The 23,455-nt window shown below is 46.2% G+C and carries 17 protein-coding genes; 5 read left to right on the top strand and 12 right to left on the bottom strand.

Annotated features, from left to right (window positions below):
* Positions 1-400: 400 nt before the first annotated feature.
* The 4 genes from YC6258_RS07830 to YC6258_RS07810 all read left to right on the top strand — a co-directional run bounded on the left by YC6258_RS07830 (position 401) and on the right by YC6258_RS07810 (position 5,668).
* Complete coding sequence (locus YC6258_RS07830) at positions 401-1,219, top strand: thioesterase domain-containing protein (protein WP_169748945.1); 819 nt, start codon at positions 401-403, stop codon at positions 1,217-1,219.
* Between the two features lie 31 nt (positions 1,220-1,250).
* Positions 1,251-1,481 carry an acyl carrier protein gene (locus YC6258_RS07825; RefSeq protein WP_052830149.1) on the top strand — a complete coding sequence of 77 codons (231 nt, stop codon included), beginning with the start codon at positions 1,251-1,253 and terminating at the stop codon, positions 1,479-1,481.
* A 46-nt stretch (positions 1,482-1,527) separates the two neighbouring features.
* Positions 1,528-3,228 (top strand): hypothetical protein, encoded by a 1,701-nt coding sequence (locus YC6258_RS07820; protein WP_044616508.1) that lies wholly within the window; start codon positions 1,528-1,530, stop codon positions 3,226-3,228.
* 1,384 nt (positions 3,229-4,612) lie between these two features.
* Positions 4,613-5,668 carry a hypothetical protein gene (locus YC6258_RS07810; RefSeq protein WP_044616506.1) on the top strand — a complete coding sequence of 352 codons (1,056 nt, stop codon included), beginning with the start codon at positions 4,613-4,615 and terminating at the stop codon, positions 5,666-5,668.
* Positions 5,669-5,691: 23 nt separating this feature from the next.
* On the opposite strand, the gene YC6258_RS30530 is transcribed toward YC6258_RS07810, so the two are convergent.
* The 8 genes from YC6258_RS30530 to YC6258_RS07770 form a co-directional block, all read right to left on the bottom strand.
* Entirely contained in the window at positions 5,692-6,309 is a 618-nt protein-coding gene (locus YC6258_RS30530; RefSeq protein WP_044616505.1) for a sarcosine oxidase subunit gamma, read from the bottom strand.
* Positions 6,302-9,325: a sarcosine oxidase subunit alpha gene (locus tag YC6258_RS07800; protein ID WP_044616504.1), complete on the bottom strand. Its 3,024-nt coding sequence runs from the start codon at positions 9,323-9,325 to the stop codon at positions 6,302-6,304. The genes YC6258_RS30530 and YC6258_RS07800 overlap by 8 nt, the downstream gene beginning before the upstream one ends.
* A complete protein-coding gene (locus YC6258_RS07795; RefSeq protein ID WP_044616503.1) occupies positions 9,322-9,606 on the bottom strand; it encodes a sarcosine oxidase subunit delta in 285 nt (94 codons plus the stop codon). The genes YC6258_RS07800 and YC6258_RS07795 overlap by 4 nt, the downstream gene beginning before the upstream one ends.
* Before the next feature lie 15 nt (positions 9,607-9,621).
* Positions 9,622-10,875 carry a sarcosine oxidase subunit beta family protein gene (locus tag YC6258_RS07790; protein ID WP_044616502.1) on the bottom strand — a complete coding sequence of 418 codons (1,254 nt, stop codon included), beginning with the start codon at positions 10,873-10,875 and terminating at the stop codon, positions 9,622-9,624.
* 270 nt (positions 10,876-11,145) lie between these two features.
* The gene (locus YC6258_RS07785; RefSeq protein WP_044616501.1) at positions 11,146-12,183 is read right to left on the bottom strand and encodes a coproporphyrinogen III oxidase; all 1,038 of its coding nucleotides are present in this window, start codon (positions 12,181-12,183) and stop codon (positions 11,146-11,148) included.
* A 163-nt stretch (positions 12,184-12,346) separates the two neighbouring features.
* Positions 12,347-14,194, bottom strand: a complete 1,848-nt coding sequence (locus YC6258_RS07780; RefSeq protein ID WP_211264652.1) for an Lnb N-terminal periplasmic domain-containing protein — start codon at positions 14,192-14,194, stop codon at positions 12,347-12,349.
* 59 nt (positions 14,195-14,253) lie between these two features.
* Positions 14,254-14,739, bottom strand: coding sequence for a DUF3015 domain-containing protein (locus YC6258_RS07775; protein ID WP_044616500.1), 486 nt, complete (start codon positions 14,737-14,739; stop codon positions 14,254-14,256).
* A 414-nt stretch (positions 14,740-15,153) separates the two neighbouring features.
* On the bottom strand, positions 15,154-16,536 hold the full coding sequence (locus YC6258_RS07770; RefSeq protein ID WP_044616499.1) for an L-serine ammonia-lyase: 1,383 nt from the start codon (positions 16,534-16,536) through the stop codon (positions 15,154-15,156).
* Between the two features lie 202 nt (positions 16,537-16,738).
* Here YC6258_RS07770 and YC6258_RS07765 point away from each other — a divergent pair, with 202 nt between their 5' ends.
* Entirely contained in the window at positions 16,739-17,215 is a 477-nt protein-coding gene (locus YC6258_RS07765; RefSeq protein WP_044616498.1) for an SPOR domain-containing protein, read from the top strand.
* A 240-nt stretch (positions 17,216-17,455) separates the two neighbouring features.
* Here YC6258_RS07765 and tssH read toward each other — a convergent pair whose 3' ends face one another.
* The 4 genes from tssH to tssE form a co-directional block, all read right to left on the bottom strand.
* Entirely contained in the window at positions 17,456-20,188 is a 2,733-nt protein-coding gene (tssH, locus tag YC6258_RS07760) for a type VI secretion system ATPase TssH (protein WP_044616497.1), read from the bottom strand.
* A gap of 121 nt (positions 20,189-20,309) precedes the next feature.
* Complete coding sequence (locus tag YC6258_RS27170) at positions 20,310-21,299, bottom strand: type VI secretion system baseplate subunit TssG (protein ID WP_052830148.1); 990 nt, start codon at positions 21,297-21,299, stop codon at positions 20,310-20,312.
* Positions 21,263-22,975: a type VI secretion system baseplate subunit TssF gene (gene tssF / locus YC6258_RS07750; protein ID WP_044616496.1), complete on the bottom strand. Its 1,713-nt coding sequence runs from the start codon at positions 22,973-22,975 to the stop codon at positions 21,263-21,265. The genes YC6258_RS27170 and tssF overlap by 37 nt, the downstream gene beginning before the upstream one ends.
* A gap of 29 nt (positions 22,976-23,004) precedes the next feature.
* Positions 23,005-23,421: a type VI secretion system baseplate subunit TssE gene (gene tssE, locus YC6258_RS07745; RefSeq protein ID WP_044616495.1), complete on the bottom strand. Its 417-nt coding sequence runs from the start codon at positions 23,419-23,421 to the stop codon at positions 23,005-23,007.
* Positions 23,422-23,455 lie beyond the last annotated feature (34 nt).

The raw sequence follows: 23,455 nt of genomic DNA, 5'->3' as shown, positions 1-23,455 counted from the left end.
ACCTTGATAATGAAATAATTCTGGGCAAAAAATGTGCATACATTGACTAATCCAGCCATACTAACTAATAGACAAATTATATTGTTAAATAGGGTTTTTTACGAAAAAACGCTAATATACTAACACTCAGAAAATACATATAAATCGAGTATTTTGAGTATGTTGATAGATAACTGTAAAAATATCCGTCACATTTTCTGAGATAAAAAGTTGCTTGCCAGAACACATCTGAAAGCAACTTCATAGATTCAGGCCAGAATATCGAGTGCTTTTCCATATGGAAAACATGGTATTAAATATTGATATCCGGACGTACTGGCAACCTTTTTATTTAACCAGGTTGTACAGGACTTAAGTTATGGACACGATGAGAACAGCGAAGGAACATATTGTAAAGGACATGACGAAACAAGCATCCAATAAAAAAAGTCTGGTCCTTTCACTGGATAATAAACCAGTGGAAAACACGATACCCATTTTTAAGATCTCAGGCATTGGTGGTCACGTCATATCATCACAGCTAATTGCCCGTGGTCTGTCAGACAAATGGAAAACTTATGGCTTGCTCCATCCTGTCTTCAGAGGCTATGAATACAACACCATTGAAGACAACGCGCGCCTGATGGCAGAACAGATACTGGAGAGTCACCCAGAGGGCCCATATTATCTGATTGGCTATTCCATGGGAGGATTGATTGCCATCGAAATTGCCAGGATCATGAAAAACCTGTCTCATGATGCACGGGTTATTCTGCTCGATACCAAGCCACCAAATCTCCCCCCTCTAAAGCCTTTGATTGTTCGACTGCCAATCTATATCCGTTGGTATGCAGAAAAATTATATGCCCAATATTTTAATAAAGGTAAATTGGACACGAAGAAAAAAGCTATTGTTACTTACGAAGATCATAATTCTATTCCAAACCTGCCTAAAACCATTAGAAAGGCATTTCAACTTGGCAGAGAAGCCGTTAACAGTTATGTTGCGTCTTATTGCCCTGTTAACACTGTACTGGTACGTAGTGAAGAGATTGCCTGGTGGGACAATCTGAGAAAGTGGACACCGGATTATGGCTGGACTGAATATGTCAACCTTAAGGCTGTCATTCCCTGTCCCGGTGATCATCTCGATATGATCAGAGCGGACCAATACTGGAAAACAACCGGTGAAGCGCTAGAACAGGCTTTGGATATGCTACATAATAATCCTGGCACATAATTAGCCCATCAATGATTTATGAGAAATGCAAATGAGTGATTATCAAAGTAAAATCAGAGAACACATCGCTTCCGAACTCGGTATAGATTTATCATCCGTTAGTGATTCAGACCCATTATTCACCAGTGGTCTGATTGACAGCTTCGCACTGATAGAATTGCTGGCTTTTCTGGAACAGGAGCTGGGTGCAGACATCGATATCGCGGATATCGATATCGACAAAATCGACACCATTGAAGCCATCGCCAAATTAGCTTCCTGAACTATCTGCCTTTGGCAAAAGGACGCACCATAAGGAGTCGGCAGTCATGATTTACAGTCTGGATATTTTTGATACTTTACTCCTAAGAACAGAGCCCGCAGAAACAACGCTGCTACGACTGCCACAAGACTTCAGAAATACCAGACTGGCCTTACACAGGGAGCACTATCAGAGCCAGACAGTCGACCAGTTCTATCAGGGTATCGGTGAAGATATTCGCCAGGAACTCGACCTTGAAAGCCAGCATTTAATAGTTAACAGGGAAATTCTGGATTTTGTCACGAGTCATCCTGACGATACTTTCGTACTTACCTCGGACATGTATCTGAACTCTCAGCACCTTCGTTATATTCTCGGAAATCTTAATGTTCCGGACTTTTATCAAAAAATATTTGTGTCCTGCGAGCAGGGTTGCTCAAAAGAAGGGTTTGGCAAATTATTTGATTGTGTCGCCAGAGAGTATGGAAATAACGTTATTCATATTGGTGACAACATAAAAAGTGACTTTCAATTTGGCTCACTCAAGTTGGCGCCGGCCATACACTATACCCCTGACTTCAACTCATATAATGCCGATCATTCAGATCACGAGCAATACTATCGAACATACGTCCGCCAGGTAGTTACGCCACTAATGCATATCAGCCTGCGGAAAATCAAAGCACTGGCCGTGGAGAAGGGTATTGAACAGTTTATTATCCTTGGCAGCGTATTTGATTTCTACCGGGATTTGCTACAGCCAGAATTCCCCGATATCGACATTAAAAAGCTGGAAATTTCCCGATATAACATTCGATTTATCAGCTACAAATATTATTCCAATAAAGAATTCTCCCGCCTGTTTCATACCGAAAGTTTCTTAAAATATTATTTCCCTCACCACTTCAATCACTCAAACACATCTTACAGGAACGTGCTGGAAAAGCTTAAACATATAGAGCAAGTCATCGAGCAGGAACAGGAGACACTTAAGAAAGAGTCCGAAAATATAGAACAGGAATTCAACCAACAACTTCAAAACCTGGATATTGGTCATAAAAAAACCTTGATTATTGACTTTGGCTATCAAGGAACTTTTTGTGAACTTATGGAAAACCTGAGTATATTAAATGATGACCTTACTCACTTCTTTTTAACCGTTAAAGAAGCCAATAAATTTAACTGCCATACTGGCGTAACGATCCCGTCACTGAAGCTGCCAACAAAAGATTTCCGAGACCCATTCTGGATCCTGGATACTGAGATTATCTTAAAAAAAGCCAGCAAAACCCCTCTGGCCGGAACTGGATACCATCAAAACAGTACTGGCTGGCCCGAAATGTATGAATACCTGATTGAATGCGTTAAACAGCACCGTTCACCGCGTTCTATTTATCAACAGGAACAACAGGTCACAGGGTTAATATTGAAACACATCGTGAGTATAGACCGTCATTATCTGGAATCATTTAACTGGTTGTGTCGAAAAGTCCACTACAACAAATACAGTATCGCGGCCAATGAATCGACTATGATTAACAAAATGGACGGTTTTGTGCAGATTGATATCGACGAAATTGCCAAATTTGAAAAGAAGACATATGGCGAAGTGTTTATCGATTCATCGTTCGATATCGACACAGCATTAAGCAACAAAAAACATCCTTTCTATCACTATTATTGCTATTTAAACTCCTCTCGATGGATTCACAAAAATCTCAGTAAAGGCAATAACCATCACGACAGCAATTTAATCAATCCGCGTTGACAGATAAAAATCGACTTCTAATCCAAGCTTCCTGCCAAACAATGGTTCTCTGAAGTCTCATCAATTTTTCACAACGACTTCCAAACACATTATAGGAATTCCGAACAATCAGGCTGATTAAAAAGACATGCGACACCCGCATCGCCCATCAAAAGCCGATGGCAACCCTCCGCCAAAACCAATACCCGAAAATAAGTTGCATTATCGTTTGTTAAAATAACAAACCTATCCGGAAAAACCAACATCAAAACACAAACTAAATAGCACAAACGTTAGCAATAAACATCTATTAACCCGGTAATTAAATAAATCATCCTGATATTTTTAATTGTCGCCCCAAGAAATCTGACGGTGTTGCGCGAAAAACCGAACCGTCGAACCGCTTGATTTCCCGGGACTCGCATTGGCTAGGGCCAATGCTGTGGTCCGATACTCTGGTGCATCCATGCATCACACCATTATCCCGACATAAATGCTTGCCAAGTTAACTTAAGAAATAGACTGACATTTCCCTTACATAAATACAAGAAAAATATAAACCCCTGCTTTTCACCTTTGTGAACCATCTCAAGAAAAACAATTTCGGATATTGTTAGCCAAATATTTAGACGGAATTTTAGTGTTTTTATAAGCAATTATATTGTTATTCTCACAACACCGTAGTTACCAATAAAATCTACTATAGGAAAAATATATGACTCGACTATCAATAATTACCTTACTCACACTGGTTGCCATTTGCTCCCTTAGTGTTCAGGCAGCAGATACCAGAGGTGACTTCAAGAACTGGATCGGACATAGTCAATACCACTGGATTGTTGGATCATCTGGGTGGCACAATTGCTGGTCAAACACTACCGGCGGATCTTGTGGATCCCGATCACTGACGACCGGAAGCAGCAAATGTAAAAGCCGGGGAGTCGACGTTGGCGTATCTTTTGATTTGAAAAAATGGATCCCTGGGCTATCAATCTCTTCCGGTGGCAACTGGTCATGGAGCAGCTGCAACACACGCTCTGAGACCATAACCTGCTCTCCTAACCAGGGTTATGCCGGACGCGCCGAAATCATTTTTGCTGAACGCTATGGTAAAACCGACTTCACCGGATATAACAAATACTTCTCAAACAGAAACAATGGCTGCAAACGCGGGTTTAGTTTCCAAAGCAGCGATGGTTTTTACGGGTGGTGTGTACCATCAACCTTTTCTTCCAATGGCTACTGGCCGGAAAAACGTTATAGCCAATGCACATACAGAAAGCTGTAAACGGACAATGGCTTTGATAGACAATTGATAGAACAGCAACCATGCCTGATCATGCTTTTATATCAGGCATGCTCTGATCTTTGACAAGGTAATTCTTTTAATTTCACGAAGTCTGATATGAAACCAAAATCACGTTTAATTATCATGCTCGCCATTTTAGCTATAACCGTTACTGGTTATATCTGGAAGGTATACCCTCAAGTAAATACACCAGACTTGGTCAATGAAGGACCTGTACCACACAACACCCCAGCGTCTGAAAATAACACAAGAACAGCTGGTGAGTCAGATGTCCCTTCTCCAGCAACCACGGTCGCGCAAACTGAAGTTCTTCCAATACCGGAAACCTCTTTAAACAGTGATCGAGATGCCGTTTCCAATGGAATGGAACTGAATTTTGAAGGTATTGAGCTTTTTGACGAAGCAGATGTTTTTTTAGAATACCAGGCATTCTTCGAACAATTTGAAAGTGATACCTCGTTGACTGAAGAGGAGATTCAGTACTTTTTCACTCGTATGCTGGCAACACTGGAGAATTCAGAAACGGCCCGCAACCAGATAAGCAAAGTTTATCGAAACATGGATTCAGATGCCGTGGTCGAGCGAAGCATCATGCAGGAAATGCTGATGAAAACAGCGACCGGCCAAGCCATTTTGATCGATGAGGCGGAAAATATTCTTAACACAGGACAACAGGAACTTTATCCTTACATGTTCGAAATATATAGCAATGTCGAAGACGATATCAGCTACCCGGTACTGGAAAAGGCCATTGAATCGACCTACAACAGTACCGACATCAGAAACTCCGTTTCAGCACTGAATTATATTGGCAAACTGGAATCATCGGAGATGTCTTCTTCCATGTATTTATATACGACTATGAATGCTCTCAGGGATGTGGCTAACAACAACGAGGATGAATCAGTCAGAGGGCTGGCTGTCCAAAAACTGTACCGATTGACCCCTCCAGCAGAAAGTACTCAAATCGCCATAAACTACTTAACTTCAGACGCCAATACCCCTCTGGTCATGGAAACTCTGTACTCAATTGGCAGTGGAGATGTAGCGCTCAATGAGCCTTTGCGTTTTGCTCTGCATGAAGCGCTGAATCGGACTGGCGTCACCAGCGCAGAACTTGAACTGGCGAATAATATTCTCGGAGAGGTCTGACAATAGACACTCTCCAACATATATCAGGACAACGTTACCCCATATTCACGACCAGCTTCCGACAGCCATAACCATAGATAGTCAGCAAAACTGCGTCGGACCACCAGTTCCCACTGGCGTTCATCACAACGACGTAGTAACGCCTGGGTTTTGGCGAATACCGAAGTGACTACTTTGCCTATCGGGAAATTGCACTCGTGGACATCATAGGGAGTGGATTTTTTCAGAACGTTTAGTGCTTGAGAGCCTGACAGCAGTAAAATTGTCTGCCCCCCGGAAACATTAACAATCGCAAAATGACCAGTCATTTCAGCACGCAAGGCGCATTCTATCGTAAACGCCTGTTCGATCGGTAAAGTCAGCAACCATTCATCAGGGGAGACCCAGCGAATGACAAACTCGCCCTTGACCGTACTCAGTAACACATCTGGCAACGACAACCCTGTCACTCGCTCAAGCGCCACGCCCAAACCGCTGCTCTTATCTCCACGTAATACCAAATGCCCTAACAAAGCATTTTCCCGTAACTGAACGGCCGTCGATGACAAGTTTTGCAGTGTTTTATCCACATGATGCAAAGGGCTTAATCCTGCTACGACGGAAGACCACTGGTCCATGACCACTACATTTGTATCAGACATTTTGACGCTCCCCCTGTGGGTCAATAAATACCGGGCTGCAGATCTCCGCCTCAATAACACAACCATCAGCCAATGGATAAAAGACCGTTTGTCCTGTTTTTTCGTGTCCTCCAGCGATAAACCCCAGGGCAATACTGCGCCCCAGATTGGCACTGTAGTAGCTGGATGATACATGCCCAAGCATTGTCATCGGAACAGCCTGATCAGGATCAGCAACTGCCTGCGCACCTTCAGGCAATACCACCTGAGGGTCTTTGGTCAGCAGGCCAACCAGTTGCTTCCGATTTGGGTGCTGGCAATCGGTTCTGGCCATGCCACGCTTACCAACAAAACTGAACGGCTTATTTGGCGCGACAGCCCATGGCATTCCCAAGTCATAGGGATGAACTGATCCATCAGTGTCCTGTCCGGCAATAATGAAACCTTTTTCTGCTCTGAGAACATGCATGGTTTCTGTGCCGTAGGGGGTTAGATTGTATGCCTGACCGCGCTCAATAAGAGCCCCCCAGACCTGGAGCCCATAGTTCGCCTGAACATTGATTTCAAACGAAAGTTCTCCAGTAAACGAAATTCTGAAAACCCTTGCTGGCACTCCTGCAACGGTTCCCTGACGCCAATCCATGAAACCAAATGAGTCGCGGTCCAGATCGATATCGTCACATAACTCAGCCAATAACCGACGGCTATCCGGACCGGATATGGTCATAGTCGCCCAGTGGTCAGTAACGCTGGTAAAATACACCTCAAGCTCAGGCCATTCTGTCTGGTGATATAACTCCAGCCATTGCAGTACCCGGGCTGCGCCGCCAGTCGTTGTTGTCATGAGAAAATGATGTTCTCCCAGACAGGACGTTACGCCATCATCGAACACCATGCCGTCTTCACCACACATCAGGCCATAACGACATTTACCTACAGCAAGCCTGGCCCAGGCATTAGTATAAATCCGCGCCAGAAATTCCCGCGCGTCACGGCCCTGTATATCTATTTTTCCAAGTGTGGAGGCATCCAGAATCCCAACCCCCTGACGCACCGCCTGACACTCACGATTCACAGCCAGAGCCATAGACTCTCCAGCCCTGGGGTAGTACCAGGGTCGTTTCCACTGCCCAACATCCTCAAATACAGCGCCATGGCGAAGATGCCAGCCGTGCATGGCCGTGTAGCGTTCAGGATCAAACAAATCCTGGCAATGCCGCCCGGCAATCGCCCCGAAGGTCACCGGTGTATAGTTGGGACGAAACACAGTGGTTCCGGTTTCTGGAATTGAACGTCCCAGAACCTTGGCCACAATGGCCATGCCATTGATGTTTCCAAGCTTGCCCTGATCTGTGCCGAACCCCATTGCAGTGTATCGCTTAACATGCTCAATGGATTCGAACCCCTCTCTGACTGCCAACTCTATCGCCGCTGCGGTCACATCATTTTGATAATCTACAAACTGTTTTGGTGCCCGGCTGGTAGGCTTTTGATGGGGAATATGAAATAGCGCCATCGGCGGTGAAATACGAATATCAGCCACTTCCGGTTGTCCAGGTAACGTCGCAGAGAAGCCACAGTTATCTGCAGCTTCAGCCCCCATACGTTGTCCTTCATCAAGACAGGCTGACAACGAGTATGTGCCGTTAATACCACCTGCGGTTAGTTGTCGCTGTACAGTTTCACCAGGAACGAATCCGATGACATCATCCCGCCAGACAGGTCTGCTACCGGTATGGCAGGACAAATGCACCACCGGACTCCATCCTCCTGAACTGGCAACCGTATCGCATTCCAGGTTTTCTACTGGCCCTTGAATTTCTTCAGACGAAGGATTCAGCTTAGCAACAGAGACAGCGGAAACCCGTGTTCTACCGTGAGCTTCAATGATCGCCGAACCCGTTATAATTCGAATACCACGCTGGCGCGCCTGGGTGATAAGTTCACCATCTGCTGCAGGACGGGTATCGACAATGGCAACCACTTCGCGACCGGCATTCTGCCAGTCCAGCGCAGCCTGATAACCATAGTCATTGGTTGTCATCAGGACCAAGCGCTGCCCCGGTACAACAGCATAGCGATGAATGTAGATAGATACCGCAGATGCCAGCATACAACCGGGAACATCATTGTTGCCAAAAACCAGGGGGCGCTCTTGAGCCCCAGTCGCCAGAATAACCCATTTGGCCCGGATCCGATGCATACGCTGGCGAACCATACCACCAGGTGCCTTGTCCGCCAGATGATCAGTTAAGCGTTCATGCACAGTCAGAAAATTATGATCATGATAACCATTGACAGTTGACCTGGGCAGAAACAGGACATTATTGCGACACCGCAACTCCGATATGGTCTGCATCACCCACTCCATGGCCGGAACACCATCGATTTGTTCAAGGCTGTGCAATAAAGAACCACCCAACTCAGCCTGCTCATCTGCGATAATCACTCTAGCACCTGATTCTGCAACTACTTTTGCAGCCGCCAACCCGGCCGGGCCGGCACCGACTATCATGACATCGGTATGATGATTCATATGATCATACATATCCGGGTCAGCTTCGGCGGGAGACGCCCCCAGACCTGCAGCCTTGCGAATGTATTTTTCATAGGTCGGCCACATGGACGGTGGAGACATAAAGGTTTTGTAGTAAAACCCCGGAGGCATCATTTTTCCACCAATCTTTCCAACCGTTCCCATCAGGTCAAATTCGACACTTGGCCAACCATTGGTGGAACGGCAGACCAGACCATTATAAAGCTCCTGTTGAGTCGCCCGTACATTCGGCACCTGGGTAGCCGCAGTCGCTCCAAGTTGCAGTACTGCATTAGGCTCTTCTGCTCCGGCAGCCATAATGCCGCGTGGGCGACTGTATTTAAAACTGCGCGCCACTATATCGATGCCATTGGCCAACAATGCTGAGGCCACGGTATCCCCATGAAATCCAGAATAAGGCTTACCGTTATAGGTGAATATCAGCGCTTTACTGCGGTCGATACGACCTCCTGAACCAAGACGGTTTTTTTGAGTCGTCACGATGCGGTCACCTCTGGGCGTTCACCAATTTTATAGCTTTCATGAATCACGTAAGTCACGGTATCACGAGTAACATTGAAGTATTTACGGCAACCTGCCATATGCAACCACAGCTCATGATGCAGGCCTTTTGGGTTGGAACGGAAAAACAGATACTTCCCCCATTCTTCATCGCTACAGGCATCTGGATTTTCTGGTCGGGCGATATGCGCCTGACCCGCCACATGAAACTCTTCTTCCTCGCGATATTCCCGACAATGGGGACAATAGATTTGCAACATAATCAGTGACTCCTGCTAGTGGGCAACGGCCGCTGCGCCATGTTCATCGATCAATGATCCATCATGAAAACGAAACATATTGAAAGGTCTGGCCAGCTCATGTGCTTCACCTTTGGCCAATGTTGCGGCAAAAACGTTGCCTGATCCCGGTGTTGCCTTAAAACCACCGGTTCCCCAACCACAATTAAAAAACAGATTTTCTACGGGTGTAGCGGATATGATCGGACAAGCATCCGGCGTGGTATCGACAATTCCTCCCCACTGTCTGTTCATACGTACCCGGCTGAAAGCAGGAAACAATTCGATAATTGCCTGGATGGTATGTTCAATGGTTGGATAGGAACCACGCTGACCGTAACCGTTGTAACCATCGATACCGGCACCGATGACCAGATCACCTTTGTCCGACTGAGAAACATAGCCATGAACATGATTCGACATCACCACGGTATCCAGAACCGGTTTTATCGGTTCTGACACCAATGCCTGTAATGGATGCGATTCCAACGGCAGTTCAAAGCCCGCCATCTTGGCAATCACACTCGAATTACCAGCGGTCACACAACCGATGCGGTTAGCTTTGATAACACCATGAGTACGGGTCTGCACACCAACAGCAGCACCATCTTCGATGACGATATCGGTCACTTCACACTGCTGTATCAGATCCACCCCCAATGAATCAGCTGCACGGGCAAATCCCCAAGCGACTGCATCATGCCTCGCTACACCGGCGCGTGGCTGCCAGGAAGCACCCAACACCGGATAACGGCGGTTGGCAGAACAATCCATGAGCGGAACCAACTCCTGAACCTGACGGGTATCGAGTACTTCCCCATCGATACCATTCAGGCGGTTGGCATTGACCCGGCGCTCGATATCACGCATGTCCTGCAAGGTATGACCGAGATTCAATACCCCCCGCTGGGAAAACATAACATTGTAATTGAGATCCTGTGACAACCTTTCCCATAATTTCATGGAGTGCTCATACAGACGAGTGGCTTCATCCCAGAGGTAATTTGAGCGGACAATGGTGGTATTCCTGGCCGTATTACCGCCCCCGAGATACCCTTTTTCAATCACAGCAACATTGCTGATGTTATGTTCTTTAGCAAGATAATAAGCAGTTGCAAGACCGTGTCCGCCACCACCGATAATCACCACATCATACTGTTTTCCGGGTTTAGGATTGCGCCATACCCGTTGCCAGTTTTCATGATAACTCAGAGCATGTCGAATCAGCCCAAAGCCGGAATATTTTTGCATCTTTGCTCCTCACTACAATGACCGGTTCAATGAATCCGGCAACCGCCCGTTCTGGCTTCTGGGCTTGACTGATGCGATTGTGCGGACAGCACCGGCTGGGGAGTTAACCAATTACGACATGGATTTGTTTGTTCAGGAACATATCGGCCGAAAGCCGACAAATCATCCCAAACCGGAATGGTCAGAAAATACGAAAGCAGGTAAGTGGCTTGCTTGAGGATATTTTGCAGTGGATGGAAAGTTAATCACCATCCACTCTAAATGCATCGACTAACGATGATTCTGAACAGTTGGCGGCACCACATGACCGGTAGCCTGCATAGCCAGCGCCTGAGGATGTTTTTGATAATGCCGGCGCACAGCCTCGGCCAGACGCTCCTTGGTGATATCAGTAATTTCGGCCTCTGGATCATCTGGAATTTCCGCCACAATCGCATCCAGCAGCTCATCCTGAGGAGAGGGCATTTGCGCACGCCAACTGCTCAACAACGACTTATTTACCCGTGCAGGTAACGACGCCAGTATGCCAATATCATTCTGGCTATGCACCAGCAGCCCAGAAGTGGTGCCACGATCCAGAGTCAATACCTGGAACAGGTACAGTGTGTGGTAATCCAATTGCGTTTGACGCGCTTCATCTGAGTATTCGGGGCGGGTTTCCAGAGCCCGGGCGAGAATCTGGACATAGGTATCAATGGCAGCTTCCCCCATTCTCCGGGCCAGTTGATAGTCTGCATTGGCATTTTCCGTCCGATATGCTTCAAGATAAAAGTGACTGACGCCACGATGCCGCTTTAATGCCGGGATATAAAAATACTTATCTCCTTGCGCAGCACCTTCCTGATATATATTTCCGGCGACCGCCTGCAACCGTTGCTCAAACAGTTGCTGATCTTCTTCAACAGGATTGGAGGGATTCAAATCAGCCATAATTCGCCAGTAACCCTCACCAATTTTCATTTCTGTCCAGCTGATATGAATATGAACCGACGGCGCATTCGGGTTTACGGGATGAATAATCGTTGAAATGGCCGTAGCGGAATCAAGGGACTTTTCCGGATTACCACTGTAGTGCACATGTGAGACATTAACCGATCCACGGTTAAAGATACCATTGGCGGGCGCCATGTAGCGGATTCCCCCTCCATAAAGACCACCATCCCGCAGCCATTCAAAAGGCTCAAAGACACCTTTATCACCATGACTTTGATCCAGCGCCTCAAGCTTGTTAACGAAACGCTGTTGCAGGGAGGTCACCAGCCCATTGGCACGCTGGGCGGTGACGGATTCGGAATAGGTTCTTAACATAACAATGCTCTGCTAGCTATGACGATAACACGGAGTATACCCAACATCAGGGGGGCATGCCCGTCCGGTTGATAGATGTTGTGGCCTGTTCAATGACCGGCCCGATAGGTCTGACATGTCAGACACATACCAGCACAGTGACGAAACAACGATCAAGGCTGCACTAAAAATACCAAAGCCCGGTCAATTTACCGCTTAACTGATCATCTCCCCAGCGTTGATAAGACAGCTCAGTACGCAAGGCCACGTTTCGCTGAATACTCCACTGCCAGGTCCCAGTGATATCAGAGTGATCAGCAGTGGCCGAGTTAAACAATGCCAGCCATTCACCTTCAACCCCAAAACGATGAGATCTGCCTCCTGGCACGAACACCCCGGCTCTTATCCCCAATCCTGGTTCAACCTCATCATCCGTCAATGCACCATAATTGATTTCTTCCGCCACCAGACCATAGAGATGCAGTCCATCCGCTGCTCCAAAAGCCTTGCCAAACCCCAGCTGTGCCAAACCACGCCCGTACTGATCAGGACCCTGGCGGTCATAACCGACTTTCACACTCCAGGCCAGGCTACTGAATATTCGATTGCTCGGTGCCAAAGCCATGGAATCAACCAGATAAAAACGATCCAAACGCAAGCGCGAGTCCTCATCCACACTGGCTTGGGCATCAAAGAAACTGATTTTTGCGCCTGGAATATAGCCTGCCGGATTATCGAACATGTCGTGATAGGCTGCACGCCATTCAAATCCAATACGGTTTGAATCATGTTGATAGACATCGTAGGACAAGCCAAGCCGGGTGGACCCATGACCCTGCTCCGGCGACACGGCTGGTCGTGGCACTGGTGAAAACGGAGAACCAGAATCAAGCAGGCTACGCTGATATAGCAGCCGGGTTAATTGTTTCGCAGTGACATCCCGCTCCAGTCCTTCATCGTACAACTCAAAATTCAACCATTCATAGGCAAACTCCATGATGGCAGCCCGCTCTCTTTCGCTGAACTCATCTGCCGACGGATAGATTCCCTGCTTGGCCAATTTGGCGGCAGCAAATAATCGATCATCAATTTTACGGTACTCATGCAGCAAACGGGTTCCAAATGCCGGCCGATAAGCTGGTGGCTGGGTCAGGCCTGAGCGTACCAGCTTTGCAACGGTATTGGATGGAATGGCTGCAATATCAAAACCATCTACTAAAGACAGGTCATCGCGTGCCAGCTGCAATAGAGCCAGCAACTGATAGGAACAGTTTTCATCCAGAAAATAATAATCAAATTCAGCCTGCTGCATTTCCCACAGATGCAGCAGCACCCGCTCCACTTCTTCGGGGGTAAACAGTAATTTGTATTCCCAGATATCACGCGACTCAATATCGTTGTACTCGCGTACTTTGCGATAATAAGGCATGACCGTAAAGCGTCCAGGATAGCTGCCAATCAAACCCTTTAACGCATAAATAGCAGGATTATCATGAGTATCCGGTTCAGCAGCAAAATTAATCGCAAACGCTACCAACTCCCGACTGCGGGTTTGATCGCGGGCATCAATGCGCAACAGCGTGTGACCAAACATGGAAGAAGGGTTGTTCATATAGGCAGTGGGAAACACCAGCGTCAAACCTTCAGGATCAAGAGCCTGACGCCAGGTATCAAGCTCAGCACAATTCAACTCCGCATCACGTTCCTGCTGCGCTTCCAACCAGGTATAACGTGCCGGAAACTTACATCTCATCGCTGCCGCTGCTGCGATATCATCGCTGTATAAAGCTTTTAGAGTGGCATTAAGTTCTGACAATGGATCATATTTGCCGCCATCTGCCAGAAAAAAAGAATCTGAATCAGCGGTACTTACATAACCCGAAAAACGTCCTGGCAAATAGTGCCCGAGTTTTAACCAGTATTGACTATGAGCAAGCTGTTGAATATCAAGATCAGGCGGAGCCGCCTGTGCGTGAGTGAATAAATTGACTGAACACAGAAAAAACGTCGAAATAAATATTAGTCTGATCACATTCGTTCACAAATAAAAAGTGCCCTCAACGGGCACTTAATGGATATTTTCTGAATTAATTAAATTGCATAAACAGAAAGAGCTTCGTCTTTGGCAACCAAAGTATTCAGATTGTTCAGAACTTCATTGGAAGTCACGTTCTCTGAACTGAAAACCTTCACAAAATTTTCTTTTGCCAATTGATTGAATGCTGACTTGTCAGCTTCCTGAACACCCCAGACTTCAGACAAAGTAGAAAGCGTTTCGCCTTCACCTTTGGCAATATCACGTGCCAGGTTATCCATATTGCCGTCAATGAACAAAGCCAGTTTTTCAGCAGAATCAACTGTGCCCGTGCCATCACAACCCAATGTACCAAAAGTAATACCGAAGGTCTGGTTACCAGATGTACCGTTGGTGGTTGCACCGAGAACCTTATACACCTTACCGGTTTTTCCATCAAAGATCATGGTACCCAGACCACAACCGATATCTTCGTCAGCCATTGCGAAATTTGACAGCGGAAGTGTTGTAGCCAGAGCAGCTACTGCAAGCAGTTTTTTCATCATTACTCCTTATGAATATTGCTTAATCTTAAATGTAACAAAATTGTTACCATCTTCAGATTAACTTAAGATATTAACAAATTCAAAGTTTATGTTTACCGACTCACCTTTCTCATTTCATTCTGCTACAGACATCTAAAAATCGATGAGTTTTTTTGAGTCATAACTATCAAAGTAGCAGGTTTTACAAAATGTGATAAAAAAATATAAATTTAGCCGGTAAAACAACCCAAAAAAAGGTCAAAGTATTATTTTCGGTTCAGCAAACGTACTCAGAACATGACTCATTTCTCATTTTTTCGACACATGCTCTTCCCGGAAAATCACATCTTCTGACCGTTCAGTCAGATCACATTCATAAAGCTGGATAGTTTAAAAACTGCTCTTGAATTCAGCCAAAACAGAAAGACATCTTCAGCACTCGATGACATTCACGGCCAAACCACCACGTGAAGTTTCTTTATATTTATCCAGCATATCCCGACCGGTATCACGCATGGTTTTGATTACTTTATCAAGGGAAACAAAGTGCTCTCCATTACCTCGAAGTGCGAGCGCGGCTGCATTAATGGCCTTCAAAGAAGCCATGGCATTTCGCTCTATACACGGGACCTGTACTAGCCCGCCTATTGGATCACAAGTCAGCCCCAGATTATGTTCCATACCGATCTCAGCAGCATTCTCAACCTGACGAGGACTGCCCCCGGTCGCTTCTGCCAATCCTGCAGCGGCCATAGCGCAGGCAGACCCAACCTCTCCCTGACACCCCACTTCTGCACCCGAAATCGAAGCATTTTCCTTAAATAAAATACCAATAGCCGCTGCACTCAACAGGAACTGAACAATACCGTCCTCGTCCGAATTAGGACAAAAGTTATAATAGTAGTGCAGTACTGCGGGAATAATTCCTGCCGCACCGTTGGTGGGAGCTGTCACTACCCGTCCTCCCGCAGCATTTTCTTCATTGACAGCCAGAGCATAGAGATTTACCCAATCCATTGCTCCCAGCGACGGAGTGATCATATCCATGCGGGTACGGTTTTTCAGTTCACGATGCAATGAGGGGGCACGTCGCTTCACTTTAAGTCCGCCCGGCAAAATACCTTCCTGGCGAATACCGCGATCGACACAATCCCGCATGACCTGCCATATATGCAAAATTCCCTGCCGAACTTCTGCTTCAGTACGCCAGACCTGCTCATTAGCCATCATAATTTCCGCGATGGTCAGCCCCGTCTGTTCACAGATTTCCAGCAACTCTTTGGCAGAGGAAAACGAATATGGCAACGATGTGGAATCCTCAACAATTCGATCAGCACCAGCAGCTTCTTCATCAACAACAAATCCGCCGCCCACAGAATAATAAACCTTATGTACCAGTTGATGACCACTAGTATTCCAAACCGTAAAAGTCATACCGTTGGCATGGTAGGGCAGTGACGTCTGTCGATGATAAACCAGATCATCAGCTTCAATAAAAGGTAACTCATGCTCGCCCATCAGCAAAATCCTGCCACTATTCAGGATTTCATGGCTACGAGGCTCGATAATGTCCGGGTCGACCGTATCCGGCAAATGTCCCTCCAGCCCGAGTAATATGGCTGGTCCGGAACCATGCCCCTTGCCAGTGGCACCAAGAGAGCCATACAACTCCACTTTAATTCGGGCTGCCTGCGACAGGAGCCCAGTATCCACCAAGGCACTGACAAACATCTGAGCCGCTTTCATAGGCCCTACGGTATGAGAGCTGGAAGGCCCAATACCAATCTTAAACATGTCAAATAAACTGATTGCCATTTCTCAATGCCTTAAATGATCGAATAAAGAGATATCATGACGGAATGTCATATCGGTATGCAATCTGTCAGATCAAGTATCAATGGGTACAATACAAGCGGATCAAGATCCCATGTCTACATCCATTTTATGACAAGGCTATATTGCCACCACTGCTGGGTTATGGCAGATTGCCAGACTACTCTGCAGGATGACTCAGAATATGTTTGCTAAGCTGGGTTTGGTCATACTTATTGTCTTGTTTGGTGCCAGTCTCTTTGTCGCCGGGACGATGGCACCTGACAATATCGCCGGTCCAGTTCGGGAAACAGGTAAAAGTATTGCCAGCTGGTTTAGCGGGAATGATACAAAACAAACCGACAGTCCCCATCAAGACGGCTCCACCATTATCACCTACAGCAGCCTGATTCCTGCTGCCGGCAGTTCCGAAAACCAAAACTATGGTATTCAGATAGGCTTGTATGCCACACAAAAAGAAACAGACGCCGAAGCGCTGCTACTGACTGCCAACAATTATGATTTTAAGGAAATACAGGTCAGAGATAAGCTCAATATTGAACGCTATCTGTTGATTGCGGGGCCCTTTCCGACTTTGAGCCTGGCACAATTCCAACAACAGAGACTGCCTCAGGTACTGGGTTTGAGTGTCCCTCTGAATATCCTGTTGTTTCCGCAATAATAGATCAGCTGCACCAAACGGGGTGATATACACAGCGTCAAAAGCGGGAGCAAGAAAGGCCTGATCAGGCTCTGGATAAAAGGAAAGAAGACACTCACAAATGCTGACGCATCAACTACACGAACGACAGAACAAACACACCCAAGCAAGTCACTCGGTGTAAACCATTTACACGCTTCAGCACAAATAAGGCACGACCAGGCTCTAGAGCCTGGTCGTGCCTTTGATGACTGCGTTGAGTTAAGCCTTGGTGACTGCGGGTTCGGGCTGTCGATCCAAAAACAGGATGCTTAACTGCTCATTGTCATCAACATCCAACAACAGAATATCTGGTAGATCTCCCTCGGCAATGTAATGCAACAGTTGATTGGCAATGCCCGGCATAAGCTGCTGTTCGATAATACGATTAACCAGGCGGGCACCAGACTCACTGACACGACACAGGTCCAACAATTGTTCCATAGCACGATTGTCACATCGCAACTCGATTTTATACTCTTGCTGTAACCGCTGTGCCAATTGATCCAGCTTCAATTGAATAATACCCGTCAGTGCATCCTGATCCAGAGCCATAAAGGGAACCAGCTGCATTCTGGCTGCTAATGCTGGTGCAAAATGTGCCGACACAACAGGTTGAATCAGCGAAACCAGCTCCCCTGCTGTAGGTGGAACAAATTCAGCTGTTTCGGGGAGAGTGACTTGCTCTGCCTCTTCTTCAACAACCTCATTCTGCTCCGGCACCGGTGCCGGTACACATCGTTCTTGAATCAGATTTGAGCCGAGGTTTGACGTCATCAAAATAATCGTATTTTTAAAATCTATCTCACGACCTTCGCCATCGCGCATAAAACCGCGATCAAACACCTGATAAAACAGATTCATGACATCAACATGCGCTTTTTCAACTTCATCCAGGAGCACAACAGAATAAGGTTTCTGCCGAACAGCTTCCGTCAGAATGCCTCCCTGACCATAACCTACATATCCTGGCGGTGAGCCTTTAAGCTGAGAAACGGTATGTGCTTCCTGGTATTCACTCATGTTAATAACAGTCAAAGAGCGCTCACTTCCAAACAGATGCTCCGCAATTTTCCGTGCGGTCTCTGTTTTACCAACGCCACTGGGACCCGCCAGTAAAAATACCCCTTGCGGACCATCTGTTGTTCTCAGATTCGCTTTGCTCGACCGCAAGCTCTGACCAATGACTCTGAGAGCGTCACTCTGACCGATAATTGCTCCGCTCAAAGCGGACTCAAACGCCAACAGGTTGTGGAGTTCATCTTTAACCATGCTACCCACGGGAATGCCTGTCCAGTCAGCAATAACATCGGCAATCGCCATATCATTGACTTCAGGCTGCACCCACGGACGTCCCTGCTGGATTTCAGACAACGCGGCACGTTTTGTTTTGGCCTGCTGCAACAACTCCGAGACATCCTGTTCTGCTGCGGAAACAATTGCCTGTGTATCCGACTGAATCTGCCGGACCAAATCATTCTGGGAACGCCATTCAAGCTCGGCAGTAGTCGCTTCGGACAGAGTATTGGCTAACTCTTCTTTTAACTGGCGGATCACATCTACATCTGTCACCAGTCCCTGTTTGTCTTCTTTTTCCAGGTGACCCAGACGGTCCTCCAGATAAACAATGCGGGATTTCAGCCCTTCCAGATATTGAGGCTGTAAAGATTGGCCCATTTTTACCCGTGCGGCCGCTGTATCGATCAAATCAATAGCTTTATCAGGCAAATAACGACCATTAATATAACGGTCGGACAATCTAACGGCAGACTCGATGGCTTTATCTGTAATATGAACCTGATGATGCGATTCATAAGCCTGCTTCAAACCTGACAACATATGGATGGCGGCTTCAATGGTAGGTTCTTCCACCTTAACCATTTGAAAACGGCGTGCCAAAGCCGGATCCCGTTCAAAATATTGCTTATATTCACTCCAGGTCGTCGCCGCTATCGTTCTCAACTCGCCTCTTGCCAACGCAGGCTTCAACAGGTTGGCAGCATCACTCATGCCAGCCTCACCACCTGCACCGATCAATGTGTGGGCTTCATCGATGAACAACATCACCGGCGTCTCAGCACGAGTGACCTCTTCAATCACCTGCTTCAATCGACGCTCAAACTCACCTTTTACTCCAGCACCTGCCTGCAATAGACCCAGGTCGAGAACGCATATACGAATGTTCTTAAGGAACTCAGGAACATCACCTTCCACAATACGCAAAGCGAGCCCTTCAACAACCGCGGTCTTACCCACACCTGGTTCACCAACCAGAATCGGATTGTTCTTGCGCCGGCGGCACAGAATATCAATGGCCATTCGAATTTCATCATGACGACCGTTAATAGGGTCTAATCCACCGCTTCTGGCTTTTTCAGTCAGATCTGTGGTGAATTGATCAAGGGCCGTCTGCTCTCCTTTATTCTTTTGAGGCACAGAAGAGGATTGTGACGTGGTTCTGGAAGATCCCGGCCCTCCCTCCTCAGAAGAATAGGTGATCTGACTGAACTGTTCATGCAGACTATCCAACTGAATTTTATCCAGTGGCGCAAATGCATTGTAATTCGGCCAGGTCGCTGCCAGTTGAATAATTGCTTCCAGAATTCCGGCTGAATCGATGATTTCCCGAGTATAGTACAGGGCGTTGACTAAGCAGGCTTTTTCCAGTAGCTGATACAGTATCGCCGAAATCGCAGGCTTACCTTCATGAAAGGTTCGCTGCTGATTGATGTTTTCAATCAGGTTATTCCAGAGCCTATCCTGATCCACTGAAAAGTATTCAAGGATACTATCGATATGGCCACGACTGCCTTCTTCCAAAAGCTTCAGCAACAGGTGTTCAGGTAATATTTCTTTATGCCCACGACTGGCAGCAAAACCAGCCGCCGCCTCCAGAGCCAGCCCACAGTGTGAATTTAACTTGTCAATTAGTACACGCAATGTACGATTATCCATAATGTAGCACTCCCTTAATCATAAAATTTTGTGATACACACCTTTTAGCTGTATTTGTCATTAAATACCTGTTAATTCCTTTTGCTGAAAATAAACGAGTTAGCATTTAAGAATTAACAAATCAGGCCGCGTATCGTTGATCTGAATACCGGTATTCCGGATGTTTATAGTGCTGGTCCGAAAAAACCATCCGATAAGGATGCGCGCCATCTTCTCCCAGCAATATCGGTTGCCCGAGGCACAATTCTTCTTCACCCAATCGAAAAGGGGTGTTCTGATTGGGTGCCAGCACAATAACCATTTCGTATGTGACACCTTGTGGCAAATAGTATTCCAACACTTCTCTTGCCTTTTGCCCCAGTTCACCATCAGGTCGGAGTTGTGACGCCTTTTCTTTCGTTACCATTCCGGTTTCAATTTGTATGGCACGCCCTATTACCGCAACGTGATCACCGAGAACCGTTTCTTCCCCTAATGCCTGCTGCCCATTCAGAGACAGTGTCTGTTCTATTTCAATGTTAGAAACTATTTGATCATCCACAACCAAATCTGGAAGCTGCAACGTATCCCTTAATACCGCCTCGATACCACACGCACTACGACAGCGATTGGCCAGAGCACCCGACGCCCATCCGGACAGCTTATGGCGCTCGAAATACACACCAGTCAATGAAGTTGCGAGCCTTACAAAAAGGTTCTTCTCCCCTGCGTGTTGTAACAGATGAAACTTTCTCCACCCCTGATGTAACAACCAGTACGCTTGTTGATTAAAAATATCGAGAAATGCTTGAAGCCTTTTTCCATCTTCATCCTGATAAGTAATATCCTGCAGAAAATACTGAGGTAATGGAGCGTCTACACCATAAAATCCAAAGAAGGTGGATTCAACTTCAATTTTTTCTGATGGTAATACTGAAACCTTTCGAACATCTGACGCAGGGAAAGACAACCAGTCAGAAGGTTTTAATTTTAACCATGGAGGGCAATTCCGAGCTTCAGACCCATCACAGATATCCAGCAATGTTTCTATCAATTGATGGAAGTGATAACTGGTCGCCTGCTTCGTGACATTCTCTAAATGATCAGTCTTCTGCCGATATTCGGTTTCCATGTCCATTCCTTATACGATGGCAGTGCTGTTACGCGTGTTTCCACATATTCCGTGATATTTGCGTAATCACTGAAAAATTGATGTAGCACCGTACCAAACAAATAGATATCCGATCTGGAGCTGAAGCCGGACTCATTGATCTCCAAACTAATCTCCAACCCCTGGCACAGGATACCTTTGGTGACCTTATGCTTTAATTGAACATCAACTTTTTCTATGGCGAGAATTCTGTTTTTATTCTCTTCCTGATCACTCCAGTCGAATAAACTTAACAGGGTCTTCAGTTTATCGACTTCACCCAAAGAAGAGAGAGTGAGAGACATCAATGAAATAAGCTGCCATTGGTAATCATGTATATCTGGAGCCCTCAGCATCCTGCTGGGTCGGGTAATATTACGCACTTCCAAATTCTGGTCGATGTCACTTGCAAGCTCTTTAAGCTTGCCAATATCCAGATACTGCCTGGGGTAATCTTCATTTGATGCCAATACATCTACAGAGAGAATTTCTGTTGCAATGGCGGTGTGCCCTGAAACGGAAATAAAGGACCTTCTCTTACCGTTGGGCATGTTACGATTATAGGTACTATAGGTTGGATCACTTGCACGGCGATACGTCAGATTTTGCAGAGGCTGGTATTCTCGAGTGTGTCCAGTCTGCGGATTTCTACCAACTACATGTTGTACGCTATAAACGTTTGCACAGTTTCTATAACTGTGATCAACCAGTAACGGATAATCTGGCAGTTTACCATTGACAACAACGGGTTCGGTCTGCGCATCAAATAAATTAACCGCGGGGATACAATTTAATTGAAATGTGTCTTTGCCAATATTGTGTCCAGCAGGCAGAGCAGTCGGCGTCTCAATGAGCAGCTTTATTGAGTTTGCAGACTGTGGCCAACTTTCCGGCTGAAATCCATCTATATCTATAAATAAAAATTTATCACGGGCATTAAAATAATCATGTAACAGATTAAATGCCACATGTCCCCTACTTCCCGAAGGAAGCAAGCTGTCATAGGGTCGTAATAACGCAGGCCTTACAGTTAGCCTGCCTACGAATGAACCCCCTTCAACGGAGACAGAAGCCTCACCCTTAACATTTGTCAAACACTCGTATAAGGCATATGCCAACGCATGATCGCAATGGAGATGAAGCAGCAGGTCGGTCAGTTCAAGATCTTCCCATTCAAAGTTTGATAGTTTTTGAATGTCAATTTGCACCCTGGTACCACCACCCAGTTTGTCCATTGCAGAAGCATGGGTAATCACAAGTGGCTGAACCTTAAGTACCGAGGTTGTTACATATTCGCAACGAACTTCTTCTGGCCCCACACCAGAAGCCGCTAAATTGGTTCCTTTGCTTATTTCAATCGTTTTTTTATGTTGACGAGAAGGAGAAAACTGAACCAGAGTATATGAGGGATAAGGGCGGCACAGCGATGGGTTAATCTGATCAAGAAGATTTTCGCTCAGCTCAGGAACACCGTCATCTATCCTTTCCCGAACTTTCGCAGTTAGAAATGCCATCCCTTCAAGCAAACGTTCGACATAAGGATCTCTATCCTTAACAGCGTTCAAATTCAACATGGCAGCCTGTTCAGGATATGCTTCTGCGAATTCCTGTGCAGCGTCCTGGAGCAATCTCATTTCGGCTTCAAAATATTCTTTCATCTGACACGCTTTTCCCTGATTAAACCATGCTATTTGAGACTAGATGACCCTGAAATCTCAGCAATGCCACTGCTTTTAAAATGCGTCTGAAACGAAACCTGGCGGCCGCTACCGACCCATCCTGTAATATTCATGGTAACAACGGCGGTATTATAATCTCGTGATTGTGGAGTGACCTGCACTCTGGATAAACGAGGTTCATATTTCTCCACAATATTTTTTATAGCAATTGCCATGTCTGACTCAGAATAAGGCAACTCCTGATAAAGACGGTTCAAGTCCGGCATTCCATAGTCCGGTAAATGACCTAAAACTCCTTGTCTGGCATTTAGCAGCCTAATCAAATGATCATGAATACTATGCAAATGATCATCTTCTGACGGATAAGCTGACAACGTTTGGCCATTCAGATGTTTCTGCTTGAGCACTTCGTAAATTGTCCACATATCAACCCGTCAATCTTTATCAGTAATTAGGAAG

It is taken from the genome of Gynuella sunshinyii YC6258, from assembly GCF_000940805.1.
Classification (GTDB): domain Bacteria; phylum Pseudomonadota; class Gammaproteobacteria; order Pseudomonadales; family Natronospirillaceae; genus Gynuella; species Gynuella sunshinyii.
This window is presented reverse-complemented; position numbering and strand designations above follow the sequence as displayed.